Genomic DNA, 16,676 nt, shown 5'->3' with positions numbered 1-16,676 from the left:
AGAACACCAGCGTTCAGGTCGAAGAATAGGGCGATGGATGCCTCCGAGATCCTGGCGAGCGTTCGCCCGCTGGTGCTCGTCGTCGATTCGTCGGGCGTCATGCTCGACGCCCGGGGCGGAGCGGGAGGCTTCCTCGGTCACGAACCCGCCGACCTCGTCGGTCGCCTGGTGTTCGACATCGTCGCCCCGGATGCGCTCGCCGACGTCGCCGGCTACTTCGCCAGGCTGACTGCGACCCCGACGCACCCGGTGCTGATGCCGATGCCGTTCCGTTCGGTGATGTCGGGCTCCGACGGCCTGCCCTACGGCGTCGACGTCATCCCGACCGGTGTGGTCGCCGGCGACGGCGAACGGAACTGGGTCGTGATGCTGGTGCCCCAGTCGATGGAGACATCGGTGTCGGAACCGCTCAACGCCGAACTCACCGGCGCCGGACGCGACGTCGTCCGGAGTCGGCTGTGCGACGAGCTCTGCTATCACAACCAGTACGGGTCGCTGCGCTGGTACTTCGTCGCGCTCGAGGACGAGCCGCAGGTGTTCGGACCGCGCTCCGACCCCGGTCTGCTCCCGGTGCTCCAGCGGGCCGTCGATCGCGGGTGGCAACCATGGACCACGCCGACGCTGGCGGTCGACGAGTCGGGCCGCCCGCGCTCGGCCGACGACGTGTTGCTGCCGTGCACGGCGCCCTCGAGTGTCACTTCCGCCGCGTTGCGCCACGCCGAACCCGACCAGGCGTTCCGCCTCGGCTTCGTGCCCGTCGAACTCGACGGGGAGCTGATCGGGGTGTACCTGGAGCTCCGCTGGGTCCCGGCGTCGGGCGAGCTGATGGTGCGAGCCAACGTGCTGACGCGGATCCAGAACCTGTGTCAGGTGACGGCGCTGCTCCACGAGCGGTGGCGCGACCGTGACCGGCTGGTGCTCGCTGCGACCCGCGACACGCTCACCGGTCTGGCCAACCGCGACGCCCTGACCGACGCCATCAGCGCTGCAGTCGAGCCGAGCGCCGTGCTGTACGTCGACGTCGACCGGTTCAAGTCGGTGAACGACCGATATGGGCACGCCGTCGGTGACCGGGTGCTGGTCGAGATCGGCCGTCGGATCGTCGCATCGTGTCGTCCCGGCGATGTCGTCGCACGGTTCGGTGGCGACGAGTTCGTGGTGCTGCTCGACGGGATCGATCTCGCGACGGCGGAGGCGATCGGGCAACGGATCGTCGACTCGTTCACCGAGCCGCTCGAGGTGGTCGGCGCACCCGATCACGTCTCGCTGAGCGTCGGCTTGGCCGAGTGCCGACCCGGCACCGACCCGGTCGATCTTGCCGATCGAGCGATGCTCGTCGCCAAGCGATCGGGCCGCGCCCAGCTCGTCGTCGCCTGACGATGAGGGCCGACTCGCCGGTCACCGTCCAGTCGCAGACCGGTCGCCGGTCGGTCAGATGTCACGCCTCGGGGAGCCGAGGTGTCGTCGTCGCCTGTACGGGTACAGTCGCCACCATGGCAATCCCGAACGAATCGATGGAATACCGACGCCTCGGTAACAGCGGCGTCAAGGTGAGTGCACTCGGCTTCGGCAGTTGGGTCTCGTTCGACACCCAGATGGGCACCGACATGGCGCTCGAGTGCATGCAGGCCGCGCACGACGCCGGGGTCAACTTCTTCGACAACGCCGAGGCGTACGCCGGCGGCAAGAGCGAACAGATCATGGGCGAGGCGCTCCGTCAGCTCGACTGGCCCCGCTGGTCGTACGTGGTGACCACGAAGCTCTACTGGGGCATCCACGGCCAGGACCCGAACATGCGGAACACGCTGAACCGCAAGTACCTGATGCAGGCGATCGACGGATCGCTCGAGCGCTTCGGCCTCGACTTCGTCGACGTCGTCTACTGCCACCGCGCCGACCCGAACACCCCGATGGAGGAAACCGTCTGGGCGATGAGCGACATGGTGGCGCAGGGCAAGGCGCTCTACTGGGGCACCAGCGAATGGTCGGCCGACGAGATCCGCCATGCGATCGACATCGCCGAACGTCACCACCTCCACAAGCCCGTCACCGAGCAATCGCAGTACAACCTGCTCGAGCGCGACAAGGTCGAGGTCGAGTACGCCCGCCTCCACGCCGACACCGGCTACGGCAACACGATCTGGAGCCCGCTCGCATCGGGCCTGCTCACCGGCAAGTACCGCGACGGCATCCCGGAAGACTCCCGTGCAGCCCTCTCGGGCTACGAGTGGCTGAACGAGCGCATGAGCGACCAGGACGCGGTCGCACAGATCGAGCGCCTCCGCCCGATCGCCGAACGCCTCGACTGCTCGATGGCACAGCTGGCCATCGCCTGGTGCACGAAGCACCCGATGGTGTCGAGCGTGATCACCGGCGCCAGCCGCGCGAGCCAGGTCGTCGAGAACATGAAGGCCGTCGAGGTGATGCCCAAACTCACCGACGATGTGATGGCCGAGATCGACGACGCCCTCAGCTGAACCCGTCACTGTCCGAACAGCGACGCCCGACCGCTCTGCCGGTCGGGCTTCGTCGCGCTCGGGCGCGGGTCAGGACACGGAGAGCTGGCGGCGCAGCACCTTGCCGGTGGTGTTGCGGGGCAGTTCGTCGATGAAGCGGACGTGGCGCGGGACCTTGTGGGTGGCGAGCTGTGCTTTGACGTGATCCTTGACCTCTCGGTCGGTCAGGTCCTCGCCCGGAGCGAGCACGACGAATGCCGCCAGGACCTGTCCGAACTCGTCGTCGGCGACGCCGCTCACGACGACGTCGATGATCGCCGGGTGGGCGTGCAGGAGCTCCTCGACCTCGCTCGGGAAGACGTTCTCGCCGCCCGAGACGATCATGTCGTCGTCGCGTCCTTCGACGAACAGGAGCCCGTCGCGGAACGACCCGACGTCGCCGGTCGAGACGAGGCCGTTGATGCGTTCCTTGTCGTCGCCGTTGGTGTACCCGTCGAACTTCAAGGCTCCGCCGACGAAGATCCGTCCCGACGAACCCTCGGGGAGCCGTTTGCCGTCGCCGTCGAGGATGGCGACGTCGACCCAGCGCACCGGGCGACCGGCCGTGGTCGGGTGGGCAGCGAGGTCGTCGGGGGTCGCGATCGTGGCCGAGGCGACCTCGGTCGAGCCGTACAGGTTGTAGAGCACCGGACCGAATCGGTCGAGCACGTCGGTGACGAGCTGTCCGGAAATCGCCGAGCCGCTCGATGCGATCACTCGCAGCGACGGCAGACGGAGCTCGCCGTCGTCGGCCTGCAGGATGCGGCTCAGCATCACCGGCACGACTACGAGGACATCCGCGCCCTCGTCGGCGACGGCGTGGAGGGTGCGCTGCGGATCGAACTTGCGGGCGACGACGGCGGTCGCGCACCGCGAGAAGCCGAGCAGCAGATGGCTGAGCGCCCACGCGTGGAAGAGGGGAGCGGCGATCACCTGGACGTCGCCGAGCTTCAGCGGGATCCGATCGAGGAGGGCCGCCACGCCCTCGAGCGCCGACGGGCCGCTCTCGCGAGCGGCTCCCTTGGGTCGGCCGGTCGTCCCCGACGTGAGGATCACGACCCGGCCGACGTCCTTGGTGGGCTCGACCGTGCCCCCGAGCGATGCCCGCCGTTCCAGGTCGGCCTCGTCGATCGACGCCTTGACCATCGAGTCGGCGACCATCTCGGCGTACTCGTCGTCGTGGATGATCAGATCGAGCTGTTCGGCGTCGGCGACGTCGGCGAGCTGTGGTCCGGCGAAGCCGGTGTTGAGCAGGATCGCGTCGGCGCCGACGGCGGCCACCGCGCCGAGTGCCTCGATGAAGCCACGGCGGTTGCGGGCCAGGATGCCGATACGGGTGCCCCGGCCGATGCCGTCGGCGTGGAGGCTCGCGGCGATCGACTGGGTACGGGTCCACACGGTGGCGTAGGTCGTACCGCCGTCGTCGTCGATCACGGCGAGACGGTCGGGGTAACGCGCCGCGGCACCGGCGAGGAGGCCGGCGATCGACGACCCCCACGGTGCCATGGCCTTGAGCGCCCGCGGGAAACGATCGGGGCGTTCGAAGGGGGTGAGGAACGAACGCGCCAGGGTGACACCGACGCCGACTGACCGGCCGAGATCCATGACTCGGACGATAGTGGTCCACCCGCCACGGTGGGCGCGGTGGCGAAACCTCCTTCGGTCGACGCGTCCCGAAGGGTGAGAATCACAGGTATGTCGTCCGATCGTCGCGTGAGCGCCGTGCTACCGCTGCTCCGGCCCCAGGCCGGTCGCTGGGCCGCGCTCGGCGTCCTCACGGCGTTCGGTGCCGGCCTCACGGTGATCGGTCCGTTGGTCGTCCGTTCGATCGTCGACCGGGCGGTCGAAGGCACCGACGCCGACACGATTCGTCGGCTCGCGTTCGTGTTCCTCGTGATCGTGATCGCCGCGCAGGTCGTGTCGGTGCTCGTCGCCCGGTCGGCGACGTACGCAGCCTGGGCGACCACCAACGAACTCCGGATGCGGATGGCCCGTCACGTGCTCGGTCTCGACCACGAGTTCCATCGCCAACACACCCCCGGTGAGCTGATCCAGCGCGTCGACGGCGACGTCACCTCGGTGTCCGACCTGCTGGGTCGCGTCCTCCCCAAGGCGGTGGGTTCGGCGATCCTGGTCGCCGGCATGGTGATCGTCGTGTCGGCGATCGACTGGCGGATCGGCGTCGGAATGGCGGTCTACGTCGTCGCGGCCGTCGCCGCGGTGCTGGTGATGCGGCACCGTGCGGTCGAGGAGTCGGCCGACGAGATGGGCGCCTACGCCCGCCTGTACGGCGGCATCGAGGAACGGCTCAACGCGTCCGAGGACTTGCGGGCGAACGGTGCCGGCTCCCACGCCATGTGGCGGTTCGTCGAGGACTCGGCGGGTGCGCTCGACCGGTCGGTGCGGCGCGAGTCGGCGTTTCTCGGGATGTGGTGGGGCGTGCAGGGCGCTGTCGTCGGTGGCGTCGTCGCGTCGGTGCTCGCCGGTGCCGTGCTGGTCTCGAACGGTGCGATCACCGTCGGGACGGCATTCCTGTTGTTCCAATACGTCTTGCTCATCCAGCGCCCGCTCGAAGAGGTCGTCCACGAACTCGAGACCGTGCAGAAGGCCACCGGAGCGATGCGGCGCGTGCTGGCGTTGATGCAGGTCGAGCCGACCGTGCTCGACCACGGCCGGACCTCACCGGCGGCCGGTCCGTTGGCGATCGAGTTCTCGTCGGTGTCGTTCGACTACGGCGACGACGACCCGGTGCTGCACGACGTCGATCTGACCCTGCAGGCCGGGCGGTCCGTCGGCGTGGTCGGTCGCACCGGAAGCGGCAAGACGACGTTCTCGCGTCTGGTGCTCCGGTTGGTCGAGGCGACCGCCGGTCAGGTCAACGTCGGTGGCGTCCCGATCGCCGACGTGCCGATGCGCGAGCTCCGCCGTCGGGCGGCGCTGGTGCCGCAGGAGGTCGAGCTGTTCAACGGGACGATCCGCGAGAACGTGACGCTGTTCGATTCGCGTCACTCCGACGCAGCCGTCGCCGACGCTCTGCACTCGGTCGGACTCGGCGCGCTCGCCGACGGTGGCATCGACCGGCCGCTCGGCGGTGGCGGTGCCGGACTGTCGGCCGGCGAGGCACAACTGCTCGCGATGGCACGTGTCTGGTTGCGCGACCCCGACCTCGTCGTGCTCGACGAGGCGACGGCGCGGGTCGACCCGGTGACCGAGCGACGGATCGAGGAAGCGATGCGCGAACTCATGCGCGGTCGGACGACGATCGTCATCGCGCATCGGCTCTCCACGCTCTCGGAGGTCGATGACATCGCCGTGTTCGAGGCCGGTCGCATCGTCGAGTTCGGTGCGCGCGAGACGCTGGTCGCCGACCCCGACGGGCGGTTCCGCCGCCTGCTCGACTTGGCGCTCGAGCCCGACCGTGCTCCTTCGGAAGGGATGCTGGCATGAACGCCTGGACGCTCGCATGGCGCGTGAGCCAGCACGATCGCCGCACGTTCTGGGCCGGCGAAGGCCTGTTCGTGCTGTTCTTCGTCTTCCCGGTCGGCATCGGCTGGGTGCTCGGACGCGCCTTCGACGCCGTGGAGGCCGGCGACGTCGACGCAGCGGTGTGGTGGGTCGTCGCGCTGGTGGTCCTCGAGATCGGGCGGATGGCGACCATCCACGCCGCCGCCCTCGTCTGGACCCGGGTGTGGCTGCAGATGCAGACCTTCCTGCGTGCCAACCTGCTCACTGCGCAGGTGGCGAGCGGCGGCGTCGAAGCGGGGCAACCCGTCGGCTCGGCGGGGGAGGCCGTCACCCACTTCCGTGACGACGCCGAGGACGTGGCTCGCTTCGTCGACGGCATGGTCGACGTGTCGGCGGGCCTCGTGTTCACGGTCCTCGCCGGGATCGTGATGGGGCTCACCGACCTGGCGGCTGCGTTGATCCTGATCGTGCCGCTCGTCGTCGTCGGTGTGGCGACCAAGGCACTCGACAGTCGCATCAAGCAGTACCGGGTCGCCGACCGAGAGGCCACCGCTGCGGTGACCGGGCTCGTCGGCGACATGATGGCGGCGGCGACGACCGTGAAAGCGAACGACGCGACCGAGCCGCTGCTCGATCGTCTGGACGATCTGGTGGAGCGGCGCCGCACCACCGCCGTGCGAGATCGCGTGCTCGAGGAGTGCCTCGAGGCGTTCACCCGCGGCGTCGCCGACGTCGGGTTGGCACTGGTGCTGCTCGTCGGTGCCGGCTCGCTGGCGGCCGGAACCTTCAGCGTGGGCGATGTCGCACTGTTCACCGCGTACCTCGGTTGGCTCGGCTTCCTGCCGCGGATGATGGGCCGAGCGCTGGCCCGCCAGAAGCAGGCGGCCGTCGCATTCGAGCGGATGCGTCATCTCGTCGCCGACGGCGACGTGCGCCGCACGGTCACCCCTCGCCACCTTCCGATCAAGATCGGCGACGAACGGGTACGACCCGCGGTCGAACGGCCCGAGCGCGTGCCGCTCGACCGACTCGACGTCGTCGGCCTGTCGGCCCGGTACCCGGGCGGTGGCGGCGTGACCGAGATCGACCTGTCGGTCGGCAGGGGCGAGTTCGTCGTCGTGACCGGTGAGATCGGTGCCGGCAAGAGCACCCTGCTGCGAGCGATCCTGGGCCTTGCCTGGCAGGCCGACGTGACCGGTGACGTTCGATGGAACGGTGACACCCTCGACGATCGGGCAGCGTTCCTCGTCCCGCCGAACGCCGCGTTCTTGCCCCAGGTCCCACAGCTCGTGTCCGACTCGCTCGCCGAGAACATCGCGTTCGGCGACGCCGACCTCGACGAGATCCGTCGCGCCCTGTCGTTGGCGATGCTGGGCGACGACGTGAACGGCTGGGCCGATCGCGAAGACACCGTGATCGGCCCTCGCGGGCTCCGTCTGAGCGGGGGACAGCGGCAGCGGCTCGCCGGGGCACGCGCCGTCGTCCACCGACCCGAGCTGGTGGTGCTCGACGACGTGTCGAGCGCGCTCGACGTCGAGACCGAACTCCAGCTCTGGCAGAACCTGGCCGACGCCGGACTCACGGTGCTCGCGGTCTCGCACCGAGCGGTTGCGTTCGAACGTGCCGATCGCGTCGTCCGTCTCGAGCGCGGTCGAACCACTCCGGCCTGACGCGTCTGACGCCGCTGGTCCCGCAGGCATCCTGCCCGCGCTCTGGATCTCGACACGAGGTCGAGGGTCGATGCGCGGTCGAGGGTTCGCTGGGAGCGCACGTTGTATCACGAATAGTGGTGTACGGGCGCGATGGCGTCTGGTGCTTCTCGGCGCAAGTGGACTCATCGTTCGCGCGAAAGCCCTGGTCAGCGCGCTTCTTTGCGAAAATTTGTCGTTGGCGTCACGATTCGGGCGTGGTCACCCTCTGTGTTTCTCGGGTGCGACGAAGCGCCCTGCCGAATCCACGACACCGAGGAAGCCATGACACACACCACCCCACGACGACGGCCCGCCGTAGCCATCGTCGCTGCGCTGATGCTCCTGATCACCGGCATCGCCCTGCCGGCCGGAGCCGCCCACGCTGGCGAGCCGACGCTCGTCAAGTCGTTGGCGCAGACCCAGCCCTTCGCGAACGAGGACGGCACGTTCCCCAGCGGCTCGATCGTCACCTACGAGGTGTCGATCGGCTGCAACGCACCCGGTGACTGCAACGGGTTCGAGTTGCACGATCTGGCGCCGTCCTACACCGACGTCGACGGCGACCCTGCCGTGTTCGAGTTCGTCTCGGCGTCGCCCGGCGGCGTCGGACCGTCGTTCGAGGTCGACACGAGCGACCCGTCCGACATCGTGTTCACGTTCCCGAACGGTTTCGCCGCCGGCACCTCGGCCAACCTCCAGATCTCGTTCGAGATCCCGGCCGGTGTCACGCCCGACCTCACCACGGCCACGAACACGGCGGTGTGGGGTGAGTTCGACGGCGACGGCAACCCGCTGCCCAACACGGTGATCGACACCCAGGACGTCACGGCCCGCGCCCGGACGTCGTTCGACGTGACGAAGACGGGTCCGGCCCGCGTCGCGCCGAACGAGCCGGTCGTGTTCACCGTTGCCCTGTGCGGCGACAACCCGGACGACCCGTACTACGGCCCACTGAACGGCAGCGTCGAGGGAGCGACCCTCACCGACGAGATCCCCGAGGGGTTCGTCGTGGTCGACGCCGGTGGTGGTGTCGACAACGGCGACGGCACCGTCACGTGGTTGCTCGGCGACGTCCAGGTGGGCGTCGACGAGTGCATCGAACGCTCGATCACCCTCGAGTACCCGGCGGACGCGCCGCTCCCGGCGCCGATCGAGACCAGCAACGTCGTTGTCGCCGGCGGCACCTTCCCGCCGGGGAGCGACGGCAATCCCGGCGGTGACGAGTTCCCGTTCGTCGTCGACAACCGTGAACCCGGCGACCCGACGATCGACAAGGCGGCGGGTCGTCCGTTCGTCGACCTCGACCTGAACGACGGCACCAACGGCGACGACGGCGACAGCTTCTCGTCGTATTACCTCCGCCCCGAGAACGAGGGCGAGGGCGTGATCTTCGACGCCGTGCTCACCGATCCGCTCCCCGGACAGTTCACGATGACCGAGCTGCGCACCGGAACGTGGCCCGCCGGGCCGACCGGCCCGAACGGCGACGGACAGGTCGAGTTCGTCGTCACGCTGCAGGACGCCACGACGATCTCGCTGTTCGCCGACGGAGCGTCGAGCCAGACGATCACCGTTCCCGCCCCCGACACGAACCCGGCCGAGTTCGTGGAGGTTCGCTACGGCGACCTGCCCGCCGGCTGGATTCAGGACAACGGCAGTGGGCGCACCGACCTCTACGGCTACTTCATCGACCCGGGCCGCGACGGCGGCGACGGCAACGACTTCGACACCACGCCCGTGATCCCGGTCGTGAACACGGCGACGCTCTCTGGCACGGTGCTCGACCCGGTGACGGGCGCCCCGCTGCCTGCGTCCGACTCCGACAGTGCGACCATCAACATCGAGAGCCCCCAGCCGCACGTTGCGATCTTCAAGGACGTCACGGCGACCGGGAACAACTTCGGCAACGGCGTCTTCCCGTCGAGCGACACGACCACGACGACGTTGACGTGGCGCCTGCGCGTGCAGAACCACTGGACGGCCACGGCCGACTATCCGGACCCCGTGATCATGGATGTCGTCCCGACGCTCTCCCAGAACCTCCTCGCTGAGGGCGGCCTCTCGGCGCCGTACGACTTCACCGTGTCGGCGCCGGACGGTGTGACGTGCCCGGCGACCCCGGTCGACGGCGGCACCGTGCCCAACGCTGGGACGGGTCTCGACGACTCGGTCCTGCGGTGGGAATGCGCCGGCGATCTCGAGCGCAACCGCACCATCACCATCACCTTCAAGACCGATGTGGAGGCGGGCACCCCGCCCCAGAGCGTCCTCAACCGCAACTTCACGACGACCAACGCACTCACCGACGACGCCGGCGGCCAGTACTTCTCGGTCTGGGACAACGGCAACTTCTTCGGCACGTGGCAGGACGACGTGGACGACCTCGACGGCGACGGCGAGACCGACGACCGCATCCGCGCCGACCTGGCCTCGATCGAGGTGCTCGACTTCGTGTTCCTCACCTCACAGAAGGAGGTGCGAGGTGGACCCGACGCGACCTGTGCCGACGGCTTCCCACCCGCCGGCGAGGACAACACGACCTACGGCTCGGAGCGTTGCACCCGACCCGGCGACACGGTCGACTACCGCATGACGGTGGTCAACGAGGGCAACACCGACGTGATCAACGTGATGGTGATGGACATCTTCCCGTACGTCGGCGACACCTTCGTCGTGCCGAACCAGAACACCGGCGCCGTGTCGCCCCGTGGTTCGCAGTTCGACACCAACCTCACCGGCCCGGTCACCAGCCCCGATCCGAACGTGGTGATCGAGTACACAACCGAGCGTCAACCGTGCCGCTACGACGACTTCTACCCGGCCTTCGCCGGCAACGCCGAGGTGCCCGGGTGCGCCGAGGCGGCGTGGTCCACCACGCCGCCGTCGCCGATCTCGAGCGCAGCCGCGATCCGTATCTCGTATGTCGACGATGCGACCGGTGAACCGGGCGTGCTCGCGCTCGGCGAGTCGTTCCAGCTCGAGTGGCCGATGCGGGCATCCGTCGCCGCCGTTCCGGGCGACGTCGCCACCAACGCGTTCGGCTGGTCGGCGCAGTCGGCGACCTCGAACACGGTGAACACGGCAGCGCCGCCGCCCGTCGACATCACGGTCGCCGAACTCGGCGACCACTTCGTCGGTGACCAGGTCTGGTACGACGCCGACTACGACGGCGTGCAGGATGAGGCCCCGCTCGTCGGCGTGCCCCAGGTGCCCGTCGCGATCTTCCTCGACAACAACGGCAACGGCGTGCTCGACGCCGACGACCTGTTCGTCGACGAGACCGTCACCGACTCGTCGACGGGCGTCGAAGGTCAGTACCTGTTCTCGGCGCTTCCCGAGGGCGACTACTTCATCGCGTTCGCGCCGCCGAGTGACTGGGTCGTGAGCCCTGCGTTCGAGGGCGGCGACAGCGCTGCCGACTCGAATGGGACCGAAGAACCTGCGTTCCCGACCGGTCTCTGGGATCCGGCAGCCGTCAACGGGCCGCTGTACGACGACGTGTTCGTCAGCGACATGGTCACGCTCGGACCCGACAACCCGTCGGCCGACAACCCGAACGATCTCACGATCGACCTCGGCCTCTGGCGACCCGACCCGTCGATCTCGATCGAGAAGGCGACCAACGCCATCGACGTCGATGCGCCGACCGCCGCCGATGACGCCGACTCGCCGACGGGCAAGTACATCCCCGAAGGTGAGGACGTGGTGTGGAGCTACGTCGTCACGAACACCGGCAACACCGTGCTGGAGAACGTCGTCGTGACCGACGACGCCGGCACCCCGGCCGATCCCTCCGACGACCTGTCGACGACGGCTGGGACGATCACCTGCCCGGTCGCAACGCTCGCCATCGGCGAATCGACGACCTGTACGTCGACCACGCCGGCGCCGGCCGAAGCCGGCCAGTACGACAACACGGCCGATGTCGTCGGTGATCCGGTGCTCCCCGACATTCCGTGGAGCGAGGAGAGCTACGCCGATCTCGTCCGCCTGGACGGCTCACCGTTCTTCGACGGTGACGGCAACGTCGTCCCGGTCGTCGACGACGACCCGTCGCACTACTTCGGCGCGGTCGCCACGATCGACATCGAGAAGTCGACCAACGACGTCCCCGCCGATGCGGTCGGGACCGACCCCGCCGGGCCGATCGTCCCGACCCTCGACCCGGTCACCTGGACCTATGTGGTGACCATCCCGGCTCCGGGCAATGTCGCACTCGCCGACGTCACCATCGTCGACGACAACGGCACCCCCGCCGACACGAGCGATGACATCACGACCGACGAGATGACGTTCGTCGGCGGCGACGCCGACGGTGACGGCCTGCTCGACGTCGACGAGACGTGGACCTTCGAGGCGGATGCCCCGAACGGGGCGATCCTCGGGATCTACGAGAACTCGGCCGACGTGATCGGCACACCCGTCGAGCCCGACGGCACACCGATCGTCAACCCCGACGGCACGCCGATGGAGCAACCGGTCGACGACGATCCGTCGCACTACTACGGCATCGCCGTGCCGGCGATCGACATCGAGAAGTCGACCAACGACGTCCCGGCCGACCTGCCCGGCAGCGATCCCGCCGGCCCCGAGATCCTCGCCGGCAGCGACGTCTACTGGACGTACGTCATCGCGAACACCGGCAACGTCGACCTCGAGGTGACCTCGTTCACCGACGACCAGATCGGCACGATCGCCACGTGCGAGGAAGACGCCATCGACACGGTGTTCCCGACGGTGATCGCTCCGGGCGCGTCGGTCACGTGCACCGCGCGCGAGGCCGGCGGCGCCGACCTCGGTCAGTACGTGAACACCGCCGACGTCACCGGCACCCCGCTCGACGGCGACGGTGAGGTCATCACCGAGAACCAGACACCCGACGGCCCGATCCCGGTCGAGCCGCCGAGCGACGACGACCCGTCGAACTACCTCGGTGTCGGTGAGCCCGGTATCGCGATCGACAAGGTGACCTCGGGTTTCTTGTGGGACGCCGATCTCAGCGACTTCGTCGAAGTGGCCGCAGGTGACGGGATCACCGTCAGCCCCGCTCAGGAAGTGACGTGGATCTACACGGTGACGAACACCGGTGACTTCGCGTTGGCCGACGTGGCGGTGGTCGATGACAACGGAACCGTCGGCGACGAGTCCGATGATCTGTCGACCGAGGCCGGGACGATCGTGTTCGTCGACGGTGACGTCGATGGTGACGGTCTGCTCGATGTGGACGAGGTGTGGGTGTACCGGGCGACCGGTGCGTCGGCGCTCGGCACGTACGAGAACCTGGCCGACACGGTCGGTACGGCGACCGATCCGGAGGGCAACCCGATCGTCGATCAGGACGGGGAGAACCCGTTCGTCGACGACGAGGGCAACTCGACGATCGTCGACGACGATCCCTCCGGCTACGTCGCCGTCGGTGAGCCGGGTATCGCGATCGACAAGGTGACCGCGGGTTACCTGTGGGACCGCGATCTGGGCGAACTGGTCGAGGTGCCGGCGGGTGACGGGATCACCGTCAGCCCCGGCCGGGAGGTGACGTGGATCTACACGGTGACGAACACCGGTGACTTCGCGTTGGCCGACGTGGCGGTGGTCGATGACAACGGAACCGTCGGCGACGAGTCCGATGATCTGTCGACCGAGGCCGGGACGATCGTGTTCGTCGACGGTGACGTCGATGGTGACGGTCTGCTCGATGTGGACGAGGTGTGGGTGTACCGGGCGACCGGTGCGTCGGCGCTCGGCACCTACGAGAACCTGGCCGACACGGTCGGTACGGCGACCGATCCGGAGGGCAACCCGATGGTCGATCAGGACGGGGAGAACCCGTTCGTCGACGACGAGGGCAACTCGACGATCGTCGACGACGACCCCTCCGGCTACGTCGCCGTCGCCGACCCGTCGATCGACATCGAAAAGACCACCAATGGCTTCCAGGCCGACGACCCTGCCGGCGATCAGGCCGACCCGAACAACACGGTTCCGTACGTGTTGCTCGACCAACCCATCGTCTGGGAGTACGTGATCACCAACACCGGTGACGTCGACCTGTTCGTCACCGGCTTCGGCGACGACCGGATCGATGGCGTGGATGCCCAGTGCACCGAGGGGACGATCTTCCCGGTCACGCTGACGCCGGGAACCTCGATCACCTGCACCGTCGAGGGTGTCTCCGAGGCTCAGGCCGGCGATCTGTACGTCAACGTGTCCGACGTCGAAGGCATCGCCGTCGACCCGGCGGGTGACCCCATCGTCGACCAGGACGGGGTGTACCCCTTCGTCGACGACGAGGGCACGTCGATCATCGTCGACGACGACCCGAGCGCCTACTACGGGGCCAGCCCCGCGATCGACCTCGAGAAGGCGACCAACGGTCAGGATGCCGACACCGGCACCGGTCCGTTCGTGGCGCTCGGCGGCTCGGTCACCTGGACCTATGTCGTGACGAACACCGGCAACACCGACCTCGCCGATCTCGCCGTCGTCGACTCGGTCGAGGGCGACGTCTGCACGATCGAGTTCCTGGCCATCGGTGAGAGCACGACCTGTGAACTCGCGCTCGAGGATGGCTCGACGCTCGTCGGCCAATACGAGAACACCGGCAACGTGACCGGCCAGCCCGTCGACCAGCAGGGCAACCCGATCATCGACCCGGTCACCGGCGAGCCCGAGCCGCCGATCGGCGACTCGGACCCGTCGCACTACTTCGGTGCGGAGCCGGCGATCGACGTCGAGAAGTCGACCAACGGGGTGGACGCCGACGAGGCGCCCGGCCCGGTCGTCCCGATCGGTGACGTCGTGGTCTGGGAGTACGTCGTGACGAACACCGGCAACGTCGCCCTCACGAACGTGGTCGTCACCGACGACCTCGAAGGCGAGATCTGCGTCATCGACCTGCTGCTCGTCGGAGCCTCCGAGACGTGCGAGCTCACCTCGTTCGCCACGGTCGATGGTCAGTACGCCAACGTCGCCGACGTCGTCGGAACCCCCTCGTTCCCCGTCGACCCCGACGGCGACCCCGAGGACCCGACGAACTACACGCCGATCGTCGACCCCGACACCGATCAGCCGATCGATGACGTCGTCGACGACGACCCGAGCCACTACACCGGTGCCGTCGCGTCGATCGACATCGAGAAGTCGACGAACGGTGAGGATGCCGACGAGGCGCCCGGGCCGGAGGTCGACGATCAGTCCGAGGTCGTGTGGGAGTACGTCGTCACCAACACCGGTGCCGTTGCACTGGTCGACGTGATCGTGACCGACGACCGGGAAGGCTTCGTCTGCGAGCTGGCGTTGTTGCTCCCCGGAGAGGTCGCCACGTGCGAACTCGTCGGTGTTGCCGACGAGAGCGACTACGCCAACGTCGGTTCCGTCGTCGGAACGCCGGCGACGCCGATCGATCCGACCGGTGATCCGACCGACCCGACGAACTACGAGCCGATCCCGGGCGCGTCGCCGGTGTTCGACGACGACCCGAGTCACTACGACCGTGTGAACCTCATCGGCCAGAGCCCGGTGCCACCGACGACGCTGCCCCGGACCGGCTCCGACGTCACTGGCACCATGCTCCAGTGGGCGCTCGCAGCCGTCGGTCTCGGCGCCGTGGGCCTCCTGCTGGCCCGCCGCCGCCGGCCCGCAGCGGCGTGATGATCTGCCGCCGTCGGCACCGGACACCCGGACCCGGTGTCGACGGCGGCAGGACTACCATTCGGCCATGAGCGAACCCGTGATCACGGTCGGCAGCGTCGTCATCAACGTGCTCGACTACGAACGGCAGAAGGCCTTCTGGGGCGCCGTGCTCGGCGCCGAACCGGCGCAGGAGTTCGCGCCGCACTTCCTCTGGTTCCGGCCCCAACACGAGGGCGGCATCTCCGTGGCGCTGCAGACGGTCGACGAGGCCACGGAAGGGACCCGCCGTCTGCACCTCGACGGCTCGGTGCCCGACATCGAAGCGGCGAAGGCGAAGATCCTCGAGCTCGGTGGCGCCGTCGTCGCCGACCGGGAGACGAACGGATTCCGCTGGTGCACCCTCACCGACCCCGAGGGCAACGAGTTCTGCATCAGCTCCGATCACTGAGCCACGCAGCGAGGGCCGCAACGGTCAGGTCGCCGACCTGGCCGGTGTGACCGGCGAGGAAGTGATCGGCCGAGGGCAGCACCTCGAGCTCGGCGGTCGGCCACGACGTGACGGTCTCGGTGACGGTCGCGACGTCGGTGATCTGATCGTGGCGCGGCGCGATCACGAGCGTCGGCACGGTCGGTGATTCGACCTCGAACATGGCGAGTGGAGGAGCGACCGCGACCAGGCCGGCGATGCGCGCGTCGACCGTGGTGAGCGCCACCGCCGCCCCGAACGAGTAGCCCGCGACGAACGTCGGCCCGTCGCCGTGCCGTGCCATCTCGTCGATCGCGGCGACCACATCGGCGCGCTCGGCGATGCCGCTCCCGTGCTCGCGACGGAAGTCGAAGCGCACCACCGCGACGCCGGCTGCGGCGGCACGGGTGAAGATCGCCTCGACGACCGGGTTGAAGCGGCTGCCGCCGTAGAGCGGGTGCGGGTGGCAGACGACGAGCGACGCCACCGGGTCGTCGGGGAGTGCCAGATCGGCGGCGAGGGCGTGGCCGTCGGCTGTGGTGAGCTCGACCGTGCGCTGCGTGGTGGCCATCCGCCGACGGTACCCTCCGGTTCGTGGCCGACACCGACCAGAAGCTCCCGATCCAGATGCTCAACGATCGCCTGCTCGTCAGGATCGGTCGTGAGGACGGAGAGCGCACCTCGTCGGGCGGCATCCTGATCCCGGCGACGGCGCAGATGGCCAAGCGGCTCGTCTGGGCCGAGGTGGTGGCGCTCGGCCAGAACGTGCGGGCTGCCGAGGTCGGCGATCGGGTCCTGTTCAGCCCGGATGACCGCTACGAGGTCGAAGTGCAGGGCGAGGACTACATCATGTTGCGCGAGCGCGACCTCCACGCGGTCGCCGCAAAGCGCATCGAGACCAGCACCGGTCTCTACCTCTGATCGAGC

General features: G+C 68.7%; 9 protein-coding genes. 7 read left to right on the top strand and 2 right to left on the bottom strand.

Annotated elements, in window-relative coordinates:
- The first annotated feature begins 33 nt into the window (after positions 1 to 33).
- On the top strand, positions 34 to 1,377 hold the full coding sequence (locus tag BDK89_RS22570) for a sensor domain-containing diguanylate cyclase (protein ID WP_133869097.1): 1,344 nt from the start codon (positions 34 to 36) through the stop codon (positions 1,375 to 1,377).
- Between the two features lie 137 nt (positions 1,378 to 1,514).
- A complete protein-coding gene (locus tag BDK89_RS11615; protein ID WP_133871074.1) occupies positions 1,515 to 2,477 on the top strand; it encodes a potassium channel beta subunit family protein in 963 nt (320 codons plus the stop codon).
- A 69-nt stretch (positions 2,478 to 2,546) separates the two neighbouring features.
- Here BDK89_RS11615 and BDK89_RS11610 read toward each other — a convergent pair whose 3' ends face one another.
- Positions 2,547 to 4,100 (bottom strand): AMP-binding protein, encoded by a 1,554-nt coding sequence (locus BDK89_RS11610; protein ID WP_133869096.1) that lies wholly within the window; start codon positions 4,098 to 4,100, stop codon positions 2,547 to 2,549.
- Positions 4,101 to 4,208: 108 nt separating this feature from the next.
- On the opposite strand from BDK89_RS11610, the gene BDK89_RS11605 reads away from it, so the two are divergent.
- From BDK89_RS11605 to BDK89_RS11590, 4 genes are all read left to right on the top strand, one after another.
- Positions 4,209 to 5,942, top strand: coding sequence for an ABC transporter ATP-binding protein (locus BDK89_RS11605; RefSeq protein ID WP_166657536.1), 1,734 nt, complete (start codon positions 4,209 to 4,211; stop codon positions 5,940 to 5,942).
- Positions 5,939 to 7,630, top strand: a complete 1,692-nt coding sequence (locus BDK89_RS11600; protein WP_133869094.1) for an ATP-binding cassette domain-containing protein — start codon at positions 5,939 to 5,941, stop codon at positions 7,628 to 7,630. Before BDK89_RS11605 ends, BDK89_RS11600 begins: the two co-directional genes overlap by 4 nt.
- 303 nt (positions 7,631 to 7,933) lie before the next feature.
- A complete protein-coding gene (locus BDK89_RS11595; RefSeq protein ID WP_133869093.1) occupies positions 7,934 to 15,301 on the top strand; it encodes a DUF7507 domain-containing protein in 7,368 nt (2,455 codons plus the stop codon).
- 67 nt (positions 15,302 to 15,368) lie between these two features.
- Positions 15,369 to 15,731: a VOC family protein gene (locus tag BDK89_RS11590; protein WP_133869092.1), complete on the top strand. Its 363-nt coding sequence runs from the start codon at positions 15,369 to 15,371 to the stop codon at positions 15,729 to 15,731.
- Here BDK89_RS11590 and BDK89_RS11585 read toward each other — a convergent pair.
- Entirely contained in the window at positions 15,715 to 16,320 is a 606-nt protein-coding gene (locus BDK89_RS11585; RefSeq protein WP_133869091.1) for an alpha/beta hydrolase, read from the bottom strand. The genes BDK89_RS11590 and BDK89_RS11585 overlap by 17 nt on opposite strands.
- A gap of 56 nt (positions 16,321 to 16,376) precedes the next feature.
- Here BDK89_RS11585 and BDK89_RS11580 point away from each other — a divergent pair, with 56 nt between their 5' ends.
- The gene (locus BDK89_RS11580) at positions 16,377 to 16,670 is read left to right on the top strand and encodes a GroES family chaperonin (RefSeq protein WP_133871073.1); all 294 of its coding nucleotides are present in this window, start codon (positions 16,377 to 16,379) and stop codon (positions 16,668 to 16,670) included.
- The last annotated feature ends 6 nt before the right edge of the window (positions 16,671 to 16,676 follow it).

The organism is Ilumatobacter fluminis (assembly GCF_004364865.1).
Classification (GTDB): Bacteria; Actinomycetota; Acidimicrobiia; order Acidimicrobiales; family Ilumatobacteraceae; genus Ilumatobacter; species Ilumatobacter fluminis.
Note: the sequence above shows the minus strand (reverse complement) of the source record. Positions and strands in the feature narration are given on the sequence as shown.